Annotated in this window: 21 protein-coding genes; 6 read left to right on the forward strand and 15 right to left on the reverse strand. The window is 35.8% G+C overall.

The window, feature by feature from the left end:
• Nucleotides 1-36 precede the first annotated feature (36 nt).
• Together OEV82_RS05515 and OEV82_RS05520 are read right to left on the reverse strand one after the other, a co-directional pair.
• Complete coding sequence (locus OEV82_RS05515; protein ID WP_173659617.1) at nt 37-1,347, reverse strand: HD domain-containing protein; 1,311 nt, start codon at nt 1,345-1,347, stop codon at nt 37-39.
• A gap of 134 nt (nt 1,348-1,481) precedes the next feature.
• Entirely contained in the window at nt 1,482-1,703 is a 222-nt protein-coding gene (locus OEV82_RS05520; protein WP_173659619.1) for a DUF1450 domain-containing protein, read from the reverse strand.
• A 373-nt stretch (nt 1,704-2,076) separates the two neighbouring features.
• On the opposite strand from OEV82_RS05520, the gene OEV82_RS05525 reads away from it, so the two are divergent.
• Entirely contained in the window at nt 2,077-2,784 is a 708-nt protein-coding gene (locus OEV82_RS05525) for an RsfA family transcriptional regulator (RefSeq protein WP_173659621.1), read from the forward strand.
• Between the two features lie 255 nt (nt 2,785-3,039).
• Here the strand turns inward: OEV82_RS05525 and OEV82_RS05530 are convergent, their stop codons facing one another.
• Both OEV82_RS05530 and pta read right to left on the reverse strand, forming a co-directional pair.
• A complete protein-coding gene (locus OEV82_RS05530) occupies nt 3,040-3,879 on the reverse strand; it encodes a lipoate--protein ligase family protein (RefSeq protein ID WP_173659625.1) in 840 nt (279 codons plus the stop codon).
• Nucleotides 3,880-4,222: 343 nt separating this feature from the next.
• Nucleotides 4,223-5,197 carry a phosphate acetyltransferase gene (gene pta / locus OEV82_RS05535; protein WP_173659627.1) on the reverse strand — a complete coding sequence of 325 codons (975 nt, stop codon included), beginning with the start codon at nt 5,195-5,197 and terminating at the stop codon, nt 4,223-4,225.
• Between the two features lie 294 nt (nt 5,198-5,491).
• Between pta and hemQ the strand changes: the two genes are divergently transcribed.
• The 3 genes from hemQ (at nt 5,492) to gerQ (ending at nt 7,482) form a co-directional block, all read left to right on the forward strand.
• Nucleotides 5,492-6,235: a hydrogen peroxide-dependent heme synthase gene (gene hemQ, locus OEV82_RS05540; RefSeq protein ID WP_263061287.1), complete on the forward strand. Its 744-nt coding sequence runs from the start codon at nt 5,492-5,494 to the stop codon at nt 6,233-6,235.
• Nucleotides 6,236-6,490: 255 nt separating this feature from the next.
• The gene (locus tag OEV82_RS05545; RefSeq protein WP_173657750.1) at nt 6,491-6,913 is read left to right on the forward strand and encodes a cell wall hydrolase; all 423 of its coding nucleotides are present in this window, start codon (nt 6,491-6,493) and stop codon (nt 6,911-6,913) included.
• A gap of 89 nt (nt 6,914-7,002) precedes the next feature.
• Complete coding sequence (gene gerQ / locus OEV82_RS05550; protein ID WP_263061288.1) at nt 7,003-7,482, forward strand: spore coat protein GerQ; 480 nt, start codon at nt 7,003-7,005, stop codon at nt 7,480-7,482.
• A 136-nt stretch (nt 7,483-7,618) separates the two neighbouring features.
• Here gerQ and OEV82_RS05555 read toward each other — a convergent pair whose 3' ends face one another.
• The 7 genes from OEV82_RS05555 to OEV82_RS05585 form a co-directional block, all read right to left on the reverse strand.
• Nucleotides 7,619-7,990: a DUF423 domain-containing protein gene (locus OEV82_RS05555; RefSeq protein WP_173657748.1), complete on the reverse strand. Its 372-nt coding sequence runs from the start codon at nt 7,988-7,990 to the stop codon at nt 7,619-7,621.
• Nucleotides 7,991-8,015: 25 nt separating this feature from the next.
• On the reverse strand, nt 8,016-8,321 hold the full coding sequence (locus OEV82_RS05560) for a YwdI family protein (protein WP_263061289.1): 306 nt from the start codon (nt 8,319-8,321) through the stop codon (nt 8,016-8,018).
• 136 nt (nt 8,322-8,457) lie between these two features.
• On the reverse strand, nt 8,458-9,159 hold the full coding sequence (sfsA, locus tag OEV82_RS05565) for a DNA/RNA nuclease SfsA (RefSeq protein WP_263061290.1): 702 nt from the start codon (nt 9,157-9,159) through the stop codon (nt 8,458-8,460).
• Between the two features lie 141 nt (nt 9,160-9,300).
• Complete coding sequence (locus OEV82_RS05570; RefSeq protein ID WP_263061291.1) at nt 9,301-11,580, reverse strand: glycoside hydrolase family 65 protein; 2,280 nt, start codon at nt 11,578-11,580, stop codon at nt 9,301-9,303.
• Between the two features lie 122 nt (nt 11,581-11,702).
• On the reverse strand, nt 11,703-12,539 hold the full coding sequence (locus tag OEV82_RS05575; RefSeq protein WP_173657745.1) for a carbohydrate ABC transporter permease: 837 nt from the start codon (nt 12,537-12,539) through the stop codon (nt 11,703-11,705).
• A gap of 24 nt (nt 12,540-12,563) precedes the next feature.
• Complete coding sequence (locus tag OEV82_RS05580; protein ID WP_263061292.1) at nt 12,564-13,781, reverse strand: carbohydrate ABC transporter permease; 1,218 nt, start codon at nt 13,779-13,781, stop codon at nt 12,564-12,566.
• 226 nt (nt 13,782-14,007) lie between these two features.
• Nucleotides 14,008-15,270, reverse strand: a complete 1,263-nt coding sequence (locus OEV82_RS05585) for an extracellular solute-binding protein (protein ID WP_173657743.1) — start codon at nt 15,268-15,270, stop codon at nt 14,008-14,010.
• Between the two features lie 118 nt (nt 15,271-15,388).
• On the opposite strand from OEV82_RS05585, the gene OEV82_RS05590 reads away from it, so the two are divergent.
• Complete coding sequence (locus tag OEV82_RS05590; RefSeq protein ID WP_173662447.1) at nt 15,389-16,126, forward strand: AraC family transcriptional regulator; 738 nt, start codon at nt 15,389-15,391, stop codon at nt 16,124-16,126.
• 468 nt (nt 16,127-16,594) lie between these two features.
• Nucleotides 16,595-17,437 carry a pyridoxine/pyridoxal/pyridoxamine kinase gene (gene pdxK, locus OEV82_RS05595; protein WP_173662446.1) on the forward strand — a complete coding sequence of 281 codons (843 nt, stop codon included), beginning with the start codon at nt 16,595-16,597 and terminating at the stop codon, nt 17,435-17,437.
• Nucleotides 17,438-17,696: 259 nt separating this feature from the next.
• Here the strand turns inward: pdxK and pgmB are convergent, their stop codons facing one another.
• The 4 genes from pgmB to OEV82_RS05615 form a co-directional block, all read right to left on the reverse strand.
• On the reverse strand, nt 17,697-18,377 hold the full coding sequence (pgmB, locus tag OEV82_RS05600; RefSeq protein WP_173662445.1) for a beta-phosphoglucomutase: 681 nt from the start codon (nt 18,375-18,377) through the stop codon (nt 17,697-17,699).
• 51 nt (nt 18,378-18,428) lie between these two features.
• The gene (locus OEV82_RS05605) at nt 18,429-20,102 is read right to left on the reverse strand and encodes a glycoside hydrolase family 13 protein (protein ID WP_263061293.1); all 1,674 of its coding nucleotides are present in this window, start codon (nt 20,100-20,102) and stop codon (nt 18,429-18,431) included.
• 335 nt (nt 20,103-20,437) lie between these two features.
• Nucleotides 20,438-21,124: a YesL family protein gene (locus OEV82_RS05610; RefSeq protein WP_173657955.1), complete on the reverse strand. Its 687-nt coding sequence runs from the start codon at nt 21,122-21,124 to the stop codon at nt 20,438-20,440.
• A gap of 70 nt (nt 21,125-21,194) precedes the next feature.
• The gene (locus OEV82_RS05615) at nt 21,195-22,232 is read right to left on the reverse strand and encodes a LacI family DNA-binding transcriptional regulator (RefSeq protein ID WP_173657956.1); all 1,038 of its coding nucleotides are present in this window, start codon (nt 22,230-22,232) and stop codon (nt 21,195-21,197) included.
• Nucleotides 22,233-22,261: the final 29 nt, after the last annotated feature.

The following is a 22,261-nucleotide window of genomic DNA, read 5'->3' on the forward strand; positions in this document are numbered from 1 at the left end:
CATTCAACGAAATTCGACAAATTGCATAAAAACCGATTAGTATTTATCAGCTACACCGAGCAGTTGTTTTATTTGTCTTTTTGTAGGTTGATTTGTTGATTCATCACGTAATAAGTCTGCCGGATAATATAATTTGTGGTCAGTTCTTCGTTTTCCACTAATGGCCTCTACAATTTCTGACTCCCGGGACAATTCTCGGAAATCGCCGTTTGGCATGATCAATTGAATTGGAAGTCGTTCTCCTTCTTCACCTGGGCGATAAAAATCGTAAGGAAGATCTGAAGAAGAGTCTAATACTAAATAATAATCGGGGTCAATGCCGGCCATTTTAAATAGCGGAACAAGTTCCATAAACATTTTATATTCTTTGGCTGGATCAAATTCGATGTATTTAAATAAGTGGCGATTTAAGAAACGTCTACTTAAATCTTTTAAAATCTGATCGTCTTCTTCTTGCCAAACTTGGAAGTAATAAAGAACAATGGCTTCATCGAGTTTTAAATAGTCTTCAAGTGTTGGTTGTCCTTGGAAGAAACTGAGAAAGTGGATTGGTTCATGTTTAAATTCATATGAGTTTTCATATAATACTTTTACCCGTTGGAGAATTTTTTGTAGTATTACTTCCGCAGAACGAGATACCGGGTGGAAATATACTTGCCAATACATTTGGTAACGACTCATAATATAATCTTCCACAGCATGCATGCCACTCTTTTTAAAAACAACTTGATCTTCTGTCGGTCGCATCACACGCATAATCCGTTCAATATCAAAATGACCATAACTTACTCCCGTATAATAAGCATCACGTAGCAAATAATCCATTCTATCTGCATCAATTTGACTTGAGATAAGGCTAACAACAAGCTTCTTATCCGATGTTTTTGCGATGACTTCGGCAACTTTTTTTGGAAAATCTTTATCTACTGCAGATAAGACTTTATTTACTTCCGTATCACCTAAAATAATGGCCTGTGTAAAATGTTCATGGTCGAGCTGAAATACTTTTTCAAACGCATGGGAAAATGGACCATGACCTAAATCATGAAGCAGTGCTGCACAAAGGGAAAGTAAACGGTCTGACTCATCCCAACCTTGCCGCCCTTTAAAAACATCATCAACAATGCGGTGAACAATCTCATAAACACCTAACGAATGAGCAAAACGACTATGCTCTGCACCATGGAAGGTCAAGTATGTAGTTCCGAGTTGTTTAATTCTCCTTAATCTTTGAAACTCTTTTGTACCGATAAGATCCCAAATGACGCGATCGCGGACATGGACATAGCGATGAACAGGGTCTTTAAACACTTTTTCTTCTCTTAATTTTTCCGTCGCATAACTCATGTTATACCCTCTTCCTGACTGTCAGGTCTTCTTCATTATTACTTCTACATCAAATAAATAACACCTCTATTTTATTTTTTGGAATGAGGTGTTACATAAAGTGTAGGTTAATCCTAACACGCGCTGTTGTTTCATTATTTTAGTTTTGGTTTCACTTTTTCTATTAGATCTTCTTCTGTTTTTGCAAATTTCGGACGGTTGTTTACAACGACAAAGGTTTTCTTTAAACCTGGTCCACATAACGACTGACAACCGATTTTAATTTCTGCATTCGGGTCTAGTTCCTTTAATTTAGGAATTAATGTTTTTAAATTAACAGCATCACACTCATCACAAACCCGAAACTCGTTTGCCATGTTTTTTCAAGTCCTTTCATATTTCTTTGATCATAAAAAATTATGTTGTGATTAACGTTAATCAAAATGCTTCAATCTAACAGGAAATATAATAATATGTTTTCGTCAGTTTCTTTAAAGCCAAAACCGTAATCTGTTTTATAAATGCTAATTGGTATTTTACAACGAATAAATCATTATATCAAGTTGGCAAGTATGCAGGATCATGAAGATCCATGTGAAAATTAGTCGATTCAATATATTTATTGTCGGAAATTTTTTCAAAAAAACTATTATCCTTTTATCTTTCATTGTATAAATGGGAAAAAATCTGTCCATATTAATAGTAAACCTAGGTAATTAACGAAAATTTACAATAATGGGAGTTGAGAATATGAAGGTACGTCAAGATGCATGGACAGAAGAAAATGATTTATTACTAGCTGAAACCGTTTTACGACATGTTAGGGAAGGAAGCACACAATTAAATGCTTTTGAAGAAGTTGGTGACAAATTAAATCGAACAAGTGCTGCATGTGGATTTCGCTGGAATGCAGTTGTCCGCCATAAATATGAAAAGGCGTTGCAACTTGCTAAAAAGCAAAGAAAACAAAGACAAAGATTGTTAGGAAAAGATCATGGTGGAAAGAAAAAGCTGTTATATCAACCACCTATGCCATCTCCAGAAGAATTAGAATTGGGTGAGGAATTGCTTGCTACTGAATTATCTAGTGCATCTGGTGAGAAAGCTAGTTCGGAAGCGGAAAAAAGCAAATCCAGTTCTACCAATCAAGGAATTACGTTAGATCAAGTTATTCAATTCTTGCAAAACTTAAATCATTCCAATCTACAAGCAAGTGCTTTTAAAAGCGAGAATGAAAGATTGAAAAAGGAAATTGCCGAACTTCGTAAGCAAAATGAGGAACTAGAGAACAAAATAAAAGAGTTGGAAGAAAATGCCTCTACCATGCAAGAAGATTATGAAACTCTAGTAAAAATTATGAACCGTGCAAGAAAGCTTGTGTTATTTGATGAAGAGGAGAAGCCATCCACGACATTTAAAATGGATCGTAATGGGAATTTAGAGAAAGTAGCAGAGTAAATCCGTTTCGCTAGTAACAAAAAGTAATGACCGTTCTGCCCAGCATAAAGATTGGCAACAACAGTTCAGAAAAAAGAGGTCGTCCAATAAGTCATAAAAGCGGACTTTTGAAGGAAGAGTTGGCTGTGCATCCAGCGGGAACAACACACGATTCGAAGCTTCCGCAAAGGCGTTTGCAAGATGAGCGTCCGCCAACGTACCTATCAATATCAGACTTTTTGGATAGCCTCTTTTGTCTTGTGATAAATTTTTTACTTAGGGGAGCCATTTTTCATTTCGTTCAATGACCCGGTTGTAGTAATGATCATAAAGCTGAATTTCCTCTCCTTGAAGCTCACTACTATAAAATTTCCCCTTACTTACTTTCTGCAAAACTTGTAAAAAACGAAGCATACATTCATTTATTGTTAAGTTTGTGCCGAGTAGTTCGTTCAATGAAGCCATGACTTCTGGTTTGACATCGGGATAGGTGAATTTCGTTTTTTCTTGTTGAATAGATTGTTCGTAAAACTTCCGAATAATTTCAGCTCGCCTACTTCCACTTCCAGTTACACAAAGATAGATTTGAACAGCTACTCCTTTTTTTACACGCCGTTGAGAGATACCTGCAAATTTTTTCCCATTAATGCTCAGGTCATAACTTCCTGGACAATATGAGCCAACAATTTCGCCAGCTTTAATTTGATCGGTTAAATCAGCGAACATATCTTGTACAAGCTTGTACATCGCTTCATAACCGCTATCAATGTCGATTCCTTTTTCCTTTTCTGGAAATACGAGTGTTAAGTTAAGCACTCCTTCATCTAAATAAACAGCAAGTCCGCCTGATGTGCGCACGATATATCGTATACCTTCTGATTCTAAATATTGTAACCCTTCTTTTAAATGAGGAAGGCGGACATCTTGAATACCGAGGATTACAGAATTATGGTGTACCCATGAGCGGGCTACAGCCGGTGATTTCCCAGTCCCTACCACTTCACATAATGTGTCATCAATTCCAAAGGATTGTAATGGGTGAAACATTGGACCTAAGCTCGATTGATCGATAATTCGCCATTCATCTTGTTCGAGTAAATTGAGAATGTCTTGCATGATTTTCTCCTTTTTTTGTAAAAATCTTATGTTTATGATGTATTTCAACGAATTTTTAACTAATTTTTTTAAAAAATAGGTACAACTTCGTCTTTGTAGTGTGATTTTGTGCGAAATCTCGTAATTTATGTGCGGAAAATGAAATTTTTGTGCGAAATTAATTTTTTTCGTGCGAAAATGGAATTTTATGTGCGAAATCTATTTCTTTTCGTGCGAAAATAACACAAAACGTGCGAAATCCCACAACTCAAAAGGCCTTTTTTATTATAACACATAAAAAAGTTGACTTAATTAAACTCATTGTCTAATCAAGCCAACTTTTTAATTAAAGTTTGATCAATTCTTAGTCCATTAAGCTTTGTGCAGCTGTAATTAATGAAAGTTTGTAAACATCTTCCTCATTACAACCACGGGATAAGTCGTTTACTGGTGCATTTAACCCTTGTAAGATTGGACCAACTGCTTCAAAACCACCTAACCGTTGTGCAATTTTGTAACCAATGTTACCTGCTTCAAGGCTTGGAAATACGAATACATTCGCATCACCTTTGATGACAGAATCTGGTGCTTTTTTCGCAGCAACAGATGGAACGAACGCGGCATCAAATTGGAATTCTCCATCCACAACTAATTCAGGATCCAATTCTTTCGCTACAGTTACAGCGTTCATCACTTTTTCTGTTTCTTCTGATTTTGCTGATCCTTTTGTAGAGAAGCTCAACATAGCAACACGTGGTTCAATATCAAACATTTTCGCTGTTTTTGCACTTTCAACAGCCACTTCACCTAAACCTTGAGCGTCTAAAGTGATATTAATCGCGCAATCAGCAAACACATATTTTTCATCGTCACGAACCATGATGAACGCACCTGAAGTACGTTTTACACCAGGTTTTGTTTTAATAATCTGTAATGCAGGACGTACTGTATCAGCAGTGGAATGGGCTGCACCACTTACTAATCCATCCGCTTTACCTGTATAAACTAACATAGTTCCAAAATAGTTTTCGTCTTTTAATATTTCACGTGCTTGTTCTTCTGTTGCTTTACCTTTCCGACGTTCAACGAATTTTTCCACAAGCACATCAAATTCTGAATATGTATTTGGATCTAAAACTTCAATATCCTCTACAGAAACACCAAGTTCCGCTGCTCTTTCCTCTACTTTCGCTTGCGAGCCAATTAAAATAGGTTTAACTAAATCTTCTTGGTGAAGGCGTACAGCAGCTTTTAATACACGTTCATCATAACTTTCTGGAAAAACAATAGTTACGCCTTTTCCTGCAACTTTTTGTTTTAAAACTGAGAATAAATCCATGTATAAGTTCCTCCTTTTTTCCTACAGTTTTAGAATACTATTTGTGAAAAAAATTTCAAGCGTATGGGCCAATTTTGTTAAAATATTATCTTCTGTTTTTTCGTTAAGAAATTACTTTATCCTAATTTATTATTTCATTTAAATGGTAAATTATGAATCGATTGATTCCCCCCCTTAAGTCTTCAAATAAATCCAGTTTTTTCCATTCACAAAATTGTCACGACCATTTCAAGAGCATTCAAGAATGGGGTATGCTATATTAAAGAAAAAGAGTGATTAAGGAGTGTACATATAATGAGTGAAGCAGCTCAAACTTTAGATGGTTGGTATTGTTTACATGATTTTCGCTCCATTGAATGGTCTAGCTGGAAAATGTTAAGTGAAGAAGAGCGGAAAGCAGCAATTGAAGAGTTTCAAGCTATTTTAGATCAATATGCTTCTGTAGAAGCTGAAGAAAAAGGGAGCCATGCTTTTTATTCGATCGTTGGACAAAAAGCAGATTTAATGCTGATGATTTTACGTCCGACGATGGAAGAACTCAATGAAATTGAAACTGAATTAGCTAAAACAAAATTAGCAGATTTCTTAATCCCTACATATTCTTTTGTTTCTGTAGTGGAATTGAGTAATTATTTAGGTCAGTCTGAAAATCCTTATGAAAATCCACGCGTGCGCGAACGACTTTATCCAATTCTTCCTAAGTCAAACCATGTATGTTTCTATCCAATGAACAAACGCCGTGAAGGAAATGATAACTGGTATATGCTCACAATGGACGAACGAAAAGAGTTTATGAAACAACATGGTAAAACGGGGCGTAAATATGCCGGCAAAGTAAAACAAATCATTACCGGTTCTGTTGGCTTTGATGACTGGGAATGGGGTGTAACATTATTTGCAGATGATGTGTTACAATTTAAAAAGTTAGTTTATGAAATGCGCTTTGACGAAGTAAGTGCTCGCTACGGAGAATTTGGACCATTTCTAGTAGGAAATCTGTTAAATCATGAAAAACTTGAAAAGTTATTAAAAATTTAAATCAAAGGAGCATCCTTTAGATGTTAAAAGGATGCTCTTTTTTATTTATAAAACTAATAGGAAAGTTTTAGGAAAAATCCTTCCATTCTAGGATATAAAAAATATTGTAATAGCTTTAAAAATTTCACATATATATTAAAGTGTAGTTATATCCTGTATCCTCCCATAAATATTTTGTAAATAGAGAACAGATACAAGGCGTTTCTCATACATTAACAATTAGAGCCTAATTCTTTTCGAAATGGGGGGATTTTCTTGGCCGTTATTCCATTTACAGAAGCTGAAGTAAAACTACTTGCAAGACTTATACGAGCCGAGGCTGAAGGAGACGGGGATCTTGGTATGTTACTTGTTGGTAATGTTGGGGTGAACCGGGTCAGAGCGGATTGTTTAGATTTCAAAGATATTCGCTCCATTAAGCAGATGGTTTTTCAAAGACCAGGTGGATTTGAAGCCACACAAAAAGGATACTTTTATCAACCAGCTCGAGATCATGAAATTCGGTTAGCCCGGCGAGTCATTAATGGTGAACGATTCCATCCTGCACAAAATTCACTATGGTTTTTTAGACCTACGGGTGATTGCCCTGCCCAATGGTTTAACCAGTGGAACTCGGGCCGATATAAGTCTCATTGTTTCTACTCACCAACACAATCGGACTGTCCAACAGTTTATTAAACACGATTGTTTCAAAGTGAAGGCGTTCCCTTCGTCCACTATAGAGAGATTTTTGTGAAGATTCAAAAATGGAAGAGGAGGATTTTATTATGAGTACAAATTACGGTAACCAAGGCGCATGGCAACCAATTTATCGACAACAAATGATGCCATTCCAACAAGGTGGAGGCTTCCAATTTAGTCAGCCGGCAGGATTTCAACCCGCTTTCCCACAAATGCCTTCTGGATCTACAATTCAAACACCAGGAGCAGGTTCAACAGGCATTAATCCACCGGGAATGTTGCCAATTGAACAATCATATATTGAAAACATATTACGATTAAACAAAGGAAAGCTTGTTACAGTTTATATGGCGTTTGAAGGTAGTAATGAATGGAATTCAAAAGTATTCCGAGGCATTATAGAAGCAGCTGGAAGGGATCATTTAATTTTAAGTGATCCGGAATCAGGATACCGCTACTTGTTACCAATGGTTTACTTTAATTATGCTGTATTTGAAGATGAAATTGAGTATGAATATCCACTTGGTGGGTTTACACAAGGGCAAGCCACATATCAACCAAGATAAGTCCCCAGTTTCAATATGTATTCGTCGAATAAAAACCATCAAAGCAACGAAATTTGTTGTTTTGTTGGTTTATTTTTTTATAAGTTCCTGGCTTCATACTTAAAAATGGGTCTGCCAGGAACTTTTATCCATTGTACTACTTTTTCAGTTTATAACTAGCAATCATAAGTAGGATCCACGCGGATAAGAACATGACGCCACCAAATGGTGTAACAAGTCCTAAATTGATATCTGTAGGTGCCATAATATACAAACTACCTGAGAAACAAACGATACCAATAAGGAACAACCACCCAGCCCCATTTAGCAAGTTGCTATCTGGATATTTATCTTTTAAAATCCCAACAACAATAAGAGCAACGGCATGAAACATTTCATAGCGGACTCCTGTTTGCCAGGTTGAAATGGAGGCCGTATCAAGTATTTGTTCTAACCCATGGGATCCAAATGCTCCCAAGGCGACAGCAATAAAACCATTTAACGCACCTAAAAATATAAAGATATTCATGTGATCCTCTCCTACCAAATTGATATTAAAAATCGAAAATCGAATCACCGTTTGCTCCGTCATCAGTTTCTAATCGTTTTTCCCCTAATATAGATGAAGTTGACGGATTCGTAGGATTAATAACCGTTGGTTGTGATTGATATGGAACAGTTTTTGGTTGTACGGTTCGTTGGTATGACGTTTCAGATTGCCCCTCATCCATCAATATAACTTCACAAAGCGTTTTAATCGCTTGTACATGTTCTCTTATATGAGCATTCGAGTTTGTTGATTTTGCCTCTATTAGTTTTTCCTCCATTTTTTTTAAAATGGTATGATATGAAATATTCATTGAATCACCTTTTCCTTAAAACGGCATAGTTTATGGAACCTCATTCTTATTTTACATAAAATAAGTGAAAGAAGCGAATCGCTTCCTTAGATTCTAAAAAGATTCATAAATTTGTCAACTTCTCTTCAATTGTCATTCAAACGTTTGATCGAAGTTTTACTTGAATTTGTTTCCCTATATTTAACTCATTTGGTAAAACCATCGTATCATAAGCATGAAGATGGACCCCTTCTTTAGAAGCCAACTTTAGAGCCTTTGAAAAGGCTGCATCCATTTCCATATTTGGTGTGAAAGTGTGACAATCTTCCATTTGTATTAAGAAAAAAATATGACCAGAATAACCCGCTTTTACAGCTTTCATCATTTCAAAAATATGTTTTGTCCCTCGTTCTGTCGGTGCATCTGGAAACATGGCAACACCATCTTTTTCCAAAGTGACTCCTTTTACTTCAATAAACCCTTTTCTATTTTCCTTTTCAAAATATAAATCAAAACGTGAGTCACCGAATTTCACTTCCCTTTTTACGTTTGTAAGGCAGCCAAATTCCATTATTTTCCCTGTTAATAATGCATCATAAACAACGGTATTCGGTGCTTGAGAATCAATATTGACCCATCTTGTATCTTTTTGAACGGCTACGAGAGAATACTTCGTTTTCCGGTTCGGATTTTGGCTTTCTTCAAGAGCTATTTTTGCACCTTCAACTAACAATTCTTTTAATCGACCAGTGTTTTTTACATGAACCTTTTCATAATGACCATTAACATATACTTCAGCAATAAATCGATTCACACGCCTGATAAAAATTCCCTGTACAACGTGTTTATATTTCATCATTCCTTCACAATCCTCTAAAAAAGTTTGATTACATTATATCAATAAACTTACTCACAAGTGGTATAAATACAAAAGGACAAAGATATATTGGCGAAAAAAACTCCCCAACTCTTAGCGCAAGTGGGGAGAAAGGATAAACATCTATTTTTCTATTTCGATGGTCTGATTGTTACTAATCGTATACGGTTTGTTATAAATAAATAAATCAACGGTTGGACCAATGTTTTGAATAGATAAACTTTGTTTTGTTATATTTATGTGTAATAAACGCCCTTTATATTGTAACGTGCATTCGTAGCCGGACCATGCTTTTGGCAATATAGGTGATAAATATAAACCCGATTCTTTAATTCGTAATCCAGCAAAACCGAAAACAATAGCTAACCATGCACCACCCATATTGGCTAAATGAAGACCATCTTTCGTGTTACCTTGTATATTATCCAGATCCATTCGAACCGTTTCACGGAAATATTGATATGCTTTTTCCGAGTCTCCAATTTTTGCCGCCATAATACTAAAAATACACGAAGATAAAGAAGAATCATGGGTTGTTATTTTTTCATAGTAGTTATATGAGTTTTTTATAGTTGAAAAACTCTGCTCATCTTCAAGTAAAAAGTGAGCTAAAACCGTATCTGCCTGTTTGCACACTTGATATCGGTATAGCGTCAATGGATGATAATGAAGGAGTAGTGGATAATGTTCTCTAGGTGTTCCTTCAAAATCCCAAATTGCCTTTTGTAGGAAAGTATCATCTTGTGGGTTTATATCTAACCTTTCATCATAAGGTAGATACATATTTGCTGCTGCATGACCCCACTCCATAACTTCTCTTTCCAATAGTTGTAACCGGCCGACTAATTGATCAAATTGAGCTTTATTTTTATTCGCCAAATCTTTGTAAACTTTTGCTGCCCACATTAAATTGTATTTCGCCATGACATTCGTGTAGTAGTTATTATTGACAAGAGCAGTATACTCATCCGGACCCGTTACACAGTCAATCCGAAACTTCCCGTCACGGAAATGTCCCGTTTCAATCCAAAGTCTTGCGGTTTCAAATAAAACTTCTGCCGCGTATTCGTGTAAAAATTCTTCATCACTAGTGGCTAAATAATATTGAATAAAGCTATAAGCAATATCAGCACTAATATGATATTGAGCTGAACCTCCTGGGTAATATGGTGAGCATTCCGTACCTGAAATCGTCCGCCATGGATATAAGGCACCTTTGCGATGCCCCATTTCTTTTGCACGCACTTTTGCCTGTTCAAGTTTTGAATAACGATAAAGTAAAAGCCCACGGGCAATTTCCGGTTTCGTCATAATAAATAACGGGAGCATATAAATTTCCGTATCCCAGAAATAGTGCCCTTCATAGCCCTCACCGGATAAACCCTTAGCCGCAATAAAAGAATATGGATCACGTCCAGCCGATTGAAGCAGTTGATACAAGTTAAATCGAATTCCTACTTGAATTTCTTCGTCACCATATATTTTTATATCGGCCGTTTTCCAAAACTGATTTAAATAGGTTTGTTGTTCTGTCAACAGTTGCTTAAAGGTTAATTCATGAATTGTTTGTTGAATTTCCTTACCAACTGCAACTATATGATCACCATGACGAAGGGTATCAACGTAAACATTCCGTTTTTCAAAGGTTACGGTTGTTGTTAAATCCATCGTTACTACTGTTAACACTTGCTTTTCCTGTACCACATCATGCCGCTCACCAGTTGAAAAAATATAATCCGTCACACATGCTGTCTCTAAATTTGAACGTTTTGTCCGGTTTAAAACATATGTTAATCCGTCTTCACTTTTCGTACTAACGGTGAAGAGTAGCGGTTCCCGATGATTCCCAACCCGTGGATCGTTTTCATTAACATAATTTAAAACGTCACCATTGACAGCAGAACGAATTTTTACTTTGCCTGTGAAATTGACAGGGGTTATCGTTACTCGTATGGCAAAAAGTTCTTTCCGTTCAAAGGATACAATTCGCTCAAACGTTAGTCTTAGTTCCTTCCCATTTGGTGAGCGCCAATGAATATTACGCTCTGTATACCCTTTATCTAGATGGAGATGGCGGTCATAGGAAAGGACTTCACCCTCAAACAGGGAAAACTTTTCCTCAATTCCACCACTCGTTATAAATAACTCAATTGTTTGTGCATCCATAATATTGACGATTTTTTGTTGAGTTTCTGGATAGCCAATAAATTTTTCACCGTACGATATATCTACAATATCATGATATGCATTTATATATGTGCCGCGAATCGTTGGCAAGTTTTTTTGATAGCCTTCTTCAAAATTCCCGCGTACACCTAAATACCCGTTTGCTAGCGCGTATAAACTTTCCTCAACGGCAAGTTGTTCTGGTTGTAAGCTCGTACTTGTAATCTTCCAAGACATGTTTATTCACTCCTAGCTATTCCTACCATTTTGTTTCTTAAATTCTGTAATCGATTTTACAAAGTCCTGTAAAAGAACGCGCTTATTTGCTTCCTCATCTTCCATAAAGGTTGTTTCTCTCTTTATTCCTTAACTCCTCCGGAAGTTAGACCAGAGACAATTTGTTTTTGGAATAAGAGAACAATAATTAATGTTGGAATTGTTACGATGGTCGTTGCTGCTGTTACTTCTCCCCATAATATTTCAAACTGGGTACGTAAGAAGGAAATTGCAACTGGAACTGTATGATAAGCTTGATCAGCGTTCAATGTTATCGTAAGTAAAAACTCATTCCATGCTGCGATAAATACAATAATTGCCGTTGTAAACACACCTGGTGCAGCAAGGGGAAAAACAATTCTATATAAAATTTGAAACGGTGATGCTCCGTCCATTTTGGCCGATTCTTCAATGGCTAACGGAATTTGGTTAAAATGGGTCACTAATATCCAAACTGCTGTCGGAAGCGTAATAACAGAATAAGGTAAAACAATTGCGAAACTGTTCGTTAACCCTAATTCATTAAATAAGTTATAGACTGGTCCCGTTACAATCATTTGTGGAAACATGGAAACAGCCAATATCAAGCCGAGTAACACGTTTTTTCCACGAAAATGAAATCTTGAGATTGCATAGGCACAAAGTGTCGCAACAAAAATGATATAAATCGTTGTTACTGATGAAACAATGAAACTATTTTTAACGGCATTTAAAATTCCTTTTTCAAATAAAACAGAAACATAGTTTTTCGTTGTTGGGTTGTCTGGAATAATATTGAATGCACCTGTAGGACTATATATCTCACCTGTCGTTTTAAAGGATGTAATGAACACCCAAAGAAACGGAAAGATCATCGCAAATAAAAAAGCTACGATAAGGAGAATCGTCAATATTTTCAAACTCCGATTTCCTTTATACATGTGTTACCACCTTCTCGATAAATATTAGTTTTTATCCATTAAGTTTGTACCAAGAATTCTTACAAAGATTATGGCAATAATAGCTACACAAACGAACATCAACATCACAACAACCGAACCATAACCGAAGTTGGTTTGTCCGAACATGAGTTTATAAGCGTAAACGGATAATGTTTCCGTTGCACCACCAGGACCACCGCTTGTTAAAACAAAGATTAAGTCGAATACACGAAAAGCATCAAGTGTACGGAACAGTAATGCAACAAGAATCGCTGGTTTCAATAATGGCAATGTAACACGGAAAAATTGTTGGATTTTATTTGCACCGTCAATTGAGGCCGCTTCGTACAATCCCTTAGGAATATTTTGCAATCCAGCAAGTAATAGCAATGCCATATATGGTGTCGTTTTCCAAACATCAGCAATAATTGTGGCAGTCATCGCCCAACCAGGAGATTGTAAAAGATCTGTTGCATTTTCAATAAATCCAAGATACTCAAACAATTTCGCCACAATACCATAGCTTCCATCATATAAGTACCCCCACATAAGGGCAGCAACTGCTGTTGGGATAGCCCAAGGAATTAAAGAGGTAGCACGGATCATTCCTTGACCAAAAATCGCTTTGTTTAAAATTAATGCCAAGCCTAGACCGATAACAAACTCAAAGAAAACTGAAACCACGGTAAATACAATTGTATTTTTCAAGGCTAATCCAACACGATCATCGGATAAGGCCTTTTTATATCCATCTAATCCAATAAAGTTTGATGGAATAATACTATTATTGATGTCATCAATAAGTAACGGTAAATTTTCACCGTTTGCCAATTCATATTTATCATTGAAATCGTTAATTAGAGCTGAAGCATTTTTGTAAAAACTTAAAAGTTCTTCTTTTTGCTCATCACTGATTGTAATGACACCTTCTTGGTCTTCGTATTGGCCACTTATAGCACGAAGTTGATCAATCGTTTGTTTAAGCTTAGAGGTGTCTTTAGGATCTGTAATATTTGGAATTTCTTGTTCTAAAAACATTCCAACATAAAAGGCAGTTTCATTATATAAATCTGTGTTAAATCTTTCACTTAGATAAAGTCCACTTTTTTGTTGGTCATTTAATCGATAGTCAAAAAAGGTATAAGTAAAGGATTGAATCACTGGCCATAAGGAGAAAATACCTATTAATATTAAGGCAGGTAGAATAAATAAAAATCCTTTAACCCCCATTTTTCTCTTCATGTAATACCCACTCCTTTCTTAAAGGATTACTCTTTAAAGCATTGGTTGTATCGCTAATATACAATAGCTTTTGATGTGAAAAAGGCTGCCCTCCACTTGGCAGACCCCACTGAAAAACACCTGAATTTCTTTATGAAATGTGAGTGGAGGTCAGCCTCCTATTGGGCAGCCTCTTTTCATGTAAATGAGTGTGTTTGGATGAATGATTTTATTTTAATAATAATTATTATTCATTGACAGCTGCTTCAATTTGACTAACGGTGTCTTCTAAACCTTCTCCTGTACTTAAATATTTATGAGTTGCGATTTGAATCGAATCGGAAATTTTAGAATACTCTGGAGAAACTGGACGAGCTATTGTTGTGCTTAAAGCTTTTTGAAATGCTTCTGAAGCTAGCAAAGCATTTGATTGTACAACTTCTTCATCCTCCAATAAGGCATTATAACCTGGTAAGTAACCACCTTTTGTGGCCATAATTTTTTGCCCTTCTGGTCCAGCTAAGAATTGAACAAATTCCCAAGCACCTTCGATATTTTTAGATTTGCTATTAATACCAAGTAACCAACCACCTACAGCTCCACCGTTTGGAAGGGGTGCAATTCCTACTTGATCAGCAGAGATCTCAACACCGTCTTCTTGTGCAGTAATACGTCCTAACGCATATGGCCAGTTTCGTTCAAAGACAGCTAAACCTTGTTCAAACGCTGTATGCGCCTCACCTTCTGTGTAAGTTAAAATATCTTCAGGTGTTGCATTCGATTTTGTAAATTGATACAGTGTTTCTAGTCCACCTTGAATATCTTCAAAGGAGTTTGTAAACTCTGTTAAGTTCACTGTTAATCCTTCGTACTGTCCGGATTGATATACGAAACCTGTTGTTGTTCCGCCTTCACCCATATATTTTTCAGACATCGCTAATAAATCTTCATAAGTGTAGTTGCCATTTTGTAATTTTTCAGCATCTTCGTCACTTACAATATCGCTACGATAGTAAAGTAGACCTAAGTCCGGGAAAAATGGAAGTGTATATTGTTTTCCTTTATAGTTACCAGATGCCATAGACCCAGCATTAAAGTCATCTTTATTAAGACCCGCTTCATTCATCATGACATCAATCGGTTCTAGATAACCAGCACCGGCAAATTCCCCAGCCCATACTACGTCCAATGAAAGAATGTCATATTCATCAGAACCGCTAGATAGAGAAGTTAATAACTGATCGTGCATTTGTGCTGAGTCATTTGTCATTTCAACCCATTCCACTTGATACTTTTCTTGACTTTCGTTAAAGGCATCAATGGCTGCTTGAGTTGCAGGTGTATTATCATTTTGTGCTGCAAATTTTAGTACGATTTTATCATCTGAATTTTTCGAATCTTTGGAGCCGTCTTCTTTATTAGAGCTTGTATCAGAATCTCCACCTGAACAAGCAACCAATAAGATACATGCTAAAAATAAGAAAAATAATAACTTAATAGACTTTTTCATCTTTTAGCCCCCTATTATTTTTTTGCCTTTCAATTGCATCTTACATTGCAATCGCTTACAATTATATTAATATTTTTTATAATTTATTAATTTTTTATGATATTAGGCGGTGGAAATGATGGAAACGATTGTTCGTGATCATATTCTACATGATTTTTATAAGGCAAGGATGGAGAATAGACAAAAGGAATTTTTACATCCTTCATACCAACATGAACAAAAATTATTAACAGCGATTCAATTGGGCAATCGAAAAGAAGCAATTACTGCATTAAATGAAATTAATCAACTTCAACGCGCAAAATTAGCAAGTACACCATTACGTTCACTAAAAAACTCATTAATTTGTTCATGTACTTTATTTACACGAGCGATTATTCGTGGCGGAGTAGATCCCGATACTGCATATAATTTAAGTGATGTAATTATTCAACAAATCGAAAAGTTTGAGGACTATAATAAATTACAAGACTTTGAAGTAAAGATGGTCCATACTTTTATTGATACTTTAGAAAAGGAACATTTGAATCGTTATTCCAGCATTGTGAACAAAGCCATTTCATATATCCATAATCATATATTGCAAGATTTATCGCTTCAGTCGATCGCAAAAGAACTATATGTAAGTCCCAGTTATTTATCTGATATTTTTCGGAAGGAAACAGGAACGACGTTAATTGAATTTATAAATCGGAAGAAAATTGAAGAATCGAAGTATTTTTTATTACACACAGACTTACCCTTATCTCAAATTAGCAGTTTATTTCAATTTTGTAATCAAAGCTACTATACCTATTTGTTTAAAAAATTCACAGGTGTCACACCGAAGAAATTTCAAGAAATAAGTGAAAGTTAAGACGGCTATCGTAAGAATAAAAGGGAAAACCCTTATTTTAAAAGTCAGGCAATTTGTGAAAATTGGCGTAAGGGATTTTTGTATTCATTTATAATGTGTTTTATTAACGAAATGTGCTCTCGGGAACATTTCTCAGTGAATTCAACATATCTTGACAGAAAGACTTGTTCTCAGAGACATTTCTTCCTAATATTGGCTTCCTAATTTCCACGAGCATCGTTCTCATAGACATTTTTACCTATTATCAGCTTACTTTTCCCGCGAGAACTTCTATTTTGTAGTTTTGTCTTTATCCAAAAGGATTTCCAGCAACATCTCTCCTAAATTTCAATTCTCTATTTGTCATAAACGTTATTGAAAAACAATTTAGGTACAATTTTTTATTCGTTCTACGACTTTAGTGTTATAATAAAGCATAAGATTTTTTTACAATTTCAATTATTCACAGCTTCGGTCTAAGGGGGAATTTTGACAATGAAAAAAACATTGACACTTGCAGGTTCTGATACAAGTGGTGGTGCAGGTATCCAAGCTGATTTAAAAACATTCCAAGAACATGGCACATACGGAATGAACGCGTTAACTTCCATAGTTGCAATGGATCCTAACAATGGGTGGAAACATAATGTATTTCCGATTGATGCAGAAATCGTCGATAAACAATTAGAATGTGCCTTTTCTGTTGGATTAGATGCAATGAAAACTGGAATGTTAGGTTCTGTTGCCATTACTGAATTAGGTGCAAAATATATTGATCAATATAAATTGGAAAAAGTGGTCATTGACCCGGTTATGGTATGTAAAGGAGAAGATGAAGTACTTCTACCTGAAACGGTTGATGCGGCCCGTGAATTACTTTTACCGAGAGCGCTAGTGACTACTCCTAATCTTTTTGAAGCATGGCAATTATCGAAAGTCGATGGACCTATACGAACAATTGATGATATGAAAAAAGCAGCGGAAAAAATTCATGATTTCGGTGCTAAACATGTCGTTATTAAAGGTGGACGTGCATTAGAAACGGATAAAGCAGTCGATTTATATTATGATGGAAAAGAATTTATTCTTTTAGAAACAGAAAAATTAGAAACAACTTATAATCACGGTGCAGGTTGTTCCTTTGCAGCAGCAATTACGGCAAATCTTGCAAATGGTGAAAATGTATTTGATGCGGTTGTTCGTGCAAAGGAATTTGTAGCAGCTGCTATTAAACACGGTTGGAAGTTAAATGAATATGTTGGACCTGTTATGCACGGCGCTTATAACGTATTCCCTGAAAACCGTCCTACGATCACAACATCAAAGGTATGATCTAGTTACATTAAAAACGCTAAAACGTAATAAGAAAAGGGCTGTCCAATAAGTCATAAAAACAGATGGTGGTGAATCTAACGGGGACAGTAAAAGCTTATGTGCCGGAACGCTTAATCGTCAGACACACAATCCAAAGCCCCGTAAACGGAATTGTACGCTTAAGGTGGCTGTGGCCGTGGATGCACATCCGCCAACGTACAATCAATGATCCCTAAAATCAGACTTTCTGGACAGCCATTTCTTTGTCAATATGGAATTATTGGGCAGCGCTAGTATTTTTATAGGCTGGTAAAATTGTTTCTAAAGTAAGCTCATTTGTTGAAGATAAGATAATATCTGCTTCCTTAAGTTCTGTTCGGGAGCCGATACCAACGGCAAACATACCAGCGCTCTTTATCGCTTTGATCCCTGCAGCAGCATCTTCTATACCAATACAAGTACAGTAATCAACCCCTAATTGATCTGCTCCTTTAAGAAAGATTTCTGGATCTGGTTTTCCTTTTTCTACTTTTGCTGCATCGACGATAATATCAAAATAATCTCCTACTTGAAGATAGTCAATTACACGGAAAGCATTTTTACTAGCGGAAGCAATCCCTGTTTTCAAATTAGCTTGCTTGACTTCTTCTAAAAATTCCTTGATGCCAGGCAGTAAATCAGCAGGTGTAATATTGGTAATCATCTTTTTATAAAGCTCATTTTTCTTATTAGCTAACGCTTCCTTTTCTTCCCTCGTAAAATCTTGTAGCCGGTTGCCGTATGCTAAAATCTTTTCTAACGAATCAATTCGGCTAACACCCTTTAACTGCTCATTAAATGTACGGTCGATCTCAATCCCTAATTCACGGGCCAATTTTTTCCAGGCCAGATAATGATATTCCGCTGTATCAGTGATTACTCCGTCTAAATCAAACAAAATTGCTTGAACCTCTTTCACTTAGACTCCCCCTAATCCATCATTACACGAACAGAACCATTTAATGCTTCGTTATTTCAGTAAATATACCCTTGTTTCATAAGGTTCTAAAATAAAATCATTCGGTAACTCTTCGGTTGCGGCTTGATAGTTATTAAGCAATAATTTTGACTCGCTAAATGATAATTCTCCCGGACGTATGAATGTCACTTTTTCCTTGCTAAAATTACAAATGACAACGGCTTTCTTGTCTTCCAATGTTCTTGTATATATAAATAACCGTGGGTGTTCCTGCATCAACAAGTCATACGTGCCGTAAACAAATACTTCGTGTTCTTTCCGAACGCGTATCATTTTTTTATAAAAGTTCAAAATGGAATCCGGATCCTTCAGTTGCTCCTCAACATTAATTTGTTTATAGTTTGGATTCACACCTAGCCAAGTTTTATCAGCGGTTGTAAAACCCCCATTGTTACCGCTATTCCATTGCATTGGTGTCCGGCTATTATCACGGCAATTGCGCCATAGAACAGGCATAATTTCCTCATGGGATCGTCCTTTTTTTCGTTCGGCTTCGTAATAGTTTCTCATACTAATATCATCATAATCTTCAATATTTGGAAATTGGACATTTGTCATCCCAATCTCTTGACCTTGATAAATGTAAGGTGTTCCTTGCATTAAAAAGTAGAGAGCGCCCAACATCTTCGCGCTTTCTTTCCAATATTTCTTATCGCACCCAAGAACGGATACACTACGGGGCTGGTCATGGTTTTCTAAAAATAATGCATTCCAACCTTTTCCTTCTAATCCCTTTTGCCATTTTGTTAAAATTTTCTTTAATTTGACTACATCGACTGGTCCACGTGTATCTTTATCCCAAAGACCTAAATGCTCAAATTGAAAAATCATATTCATAAATCCATTTTCTTCACCAACCCACTTGTCAGCATCCTCAACTGTTACACCATTTGCTTCGCCTACGGTCATAATGTCATACTTTTTAAACGTATCTTTCGAAAAATCATCGAGCCATTCTTCAATTCCTTTTACATTTCGGGTATACTTCATTGCATCAACAAATTCTTCATTTTTCGGGTTTGGTAAATCAGGAAACCCCGGTTCCTTTTTTATATGGGAAATCGCATCAATGCGGAAACCGTCTATCCCTTTATCAAGCCACCAACAAACCATTTCTTTTAGCGCCGCTCGAACCTCTTCATTTTCCCAGTTTAAATCTGGTTGTTTTTTCGAGAAGAGATGGAAGTAATATTGATCTGTCTTTTCATCATATTCCCATACAGACCCTTCGAAAATTGATTTCCAGTTATTTGGTCGTTCACCATTTTCTTTGCCATCACGCCAGATATACCAATCTCGCTTCGGATTATCTTTCGAAGAGCGTGATTCAATAAACCACGGGTGTTCATCTGATGTATGGTTAGGCACTAAGTCCATAATAAGCTTCATCCCCCGCTTATGGACTTCTTCAAGCAATTCATCAAAGTCGTCCATTGTACCGAATTCATCCATTATGTCTTGATAATCAGAAATATCATAACCATTATCATCATTTGGTGATTTGTACACCGGGCACAACCAGATAACATCTATTCCTAAATCATATAAATAATCAAGTTTTTCTATAATCCCTCGTAAATCGCCAATACCATCGCTGTTACTATCTTTAAAACTACGAGGATAAACTTGATAGACCACACTTTCCTTCCACCAAGTTTTTATCATAAACTCCCACCTCTTTAACCTTTTATTTCCTTAATAAATAATTACTTCCCAACCATTCTAATTTTCAATTTAATACCTGCTCTGAACAAACTTCATCGGACAAAGAACGCACTTAAGCATTACTCCAGTTTGTAATAGTTTGACGGTAAACCCTTACATTTTTCTATCTATTAGCATAAAGTATAAAAAGTCATTTGAGATATTTCTATCTTAATTCCAATTCATCACCTATAATCATAACAGGGAAAATCCATGACGCCTCAAACACGTAAATGGGGTAATGAAATACCTTTTTGATTGTCATTATTCACCTAGAAATTGTTTGTCGAATAACCTTACTGCTGCTTACCCTTCAACAACTTAAGAAATAAACGATAAAACGCAGAAAAGGATAAGAAAGCAAACAAAGATCCTGCAAAAAAAGTAAGCACATACCAAGCTTGACTACAAATATAAACCAGAAGTACTCCACAGATTATAATTGTAATAAAAAGTAGCGGACTGCCGAACGTGATAGCAAATGTATTTTTCATTAAATCTTTTATACCGAGGTGATAATGCGCCATTACAGAGAAAAAATTTACTGTAAAAACAAATAATACAACCCCTAAAAATATTAAAAGAAACATAAGAAGAGCGTTAGATTGACTAAAATAAACAATATTTGTTAATAAACCTAACCAAAGCGTGGTCATAATGAAACCAGCTATTGTACTTTTTCTATAGTTTTTCTTATAGTGGTGCCAATATGACTTTATTAAACTATTACTTTCATGACCTAAAATCCATTCCCGTACCACAGCAAACATCGCTTGAGTTGCAGGGAAAAAGACTATTGGGGCCAATAGTACAATAAGAATAAAGAAAATGATCAATGAACTCCAATCGTTGGCAAAAATCAGATTCAGTACTAGCCAACTTATTGGAAAATTAAAGATTATCCATAAAATATTAATGACTGAAAACCTCATAATCCATTCACATACAGCGGTAATGCCGTACATAATGCTCGTTTGTTTCATTCATCTCTGCCTCCTAAACACCTATAAACATAAGGCAAAGGTTTGCATTATGAACAAATAGGAATCCCTTTTAATTCTCTTTTTCATGATTTCGACTCGAACAGGATTCACGTTCTTTTATTATACAAGGGATAATGACACTTTTTTTAATATGATCTGGCTCATTAATTTGTGTAACTAATAATTTTGCAGCTTCATATCCAAGTTGATAAATTTGAATATCTACAGATGTTAACTTCGGAAACGTAACCTCTGAAATAGGGGAATTGTTAAAACTAATCAAACTAACATCTTTAGGTACCTTTTTATTTAGTGCTTGTAGCGCTGATAAAACAATTAATGCGTTAAAATCATCTGTAATAACAATACCCGTTGGCGGTGCTGATAAAGACATTAACTTTTGTACAACTTGAAAACCTTGATTATATTTATTTTTTACATGGTGAATATATTCATTAGGAACATTTAAATAATTGTTATTCATCGCTTGTTTATAACCAATTAAGCGATTTTGGGCAACTTCATACGTTGGATCATCACTAATAAAAGCGATTTGTCTATGGCCTAATTGGATTAAATAATTCGTTGCATCCATTGCAGCTTGAATATTATCATTATCAACGTACGAAATTTTATTTGGATTTTTTTCAGGTTTGCCAATAATCACAAATGGAAATTCACATTCCATTAAATATGGGACAACTCGGTCAGTCCTTTTTGAATACAAGACAATAATCCCGTCAACTTGTTTCCCACGTACCATTTTTACAACTTCTTGATAAATCTCTTCCTCTGATGCCCCAGTCGTTAGGCGAATATTATAATCATATTTGCTGCAAGTGGCACTAATCCCTCTTAAAACTTCAGGAGCAAATGTAGAATGGAGCGCTTCTTTATCGGAGTTTTTCAAAACAATACCAATCGTTTGAGTCGTTTTACTAACAAGTGACCTTGCGTTTAAGTTCGTATGATAACCTAACTCTTCAATGACTTTACGAACATGTTGTTTCGTTTTCTCACTTATTTTTGGACTATCAGCTAATACACGGGAAACTGTTGAAGGCGATACATTTGCTTTCCTAGCAACATCTTTAATTGTGACACCCATTTCTTTATTTTTTCCTCCTCTTGTTGGCA

Source organism: Pallidibacillus thermolactis (genome assembly GCF_025660415.1).
Taxonomy (GTDB): domain Bacteria; phylum Bacillota; class Bacilli; order Bacillales; family Caldibacillaceae; genus Pallidibacillus; species Pallidibacillus thermolactis.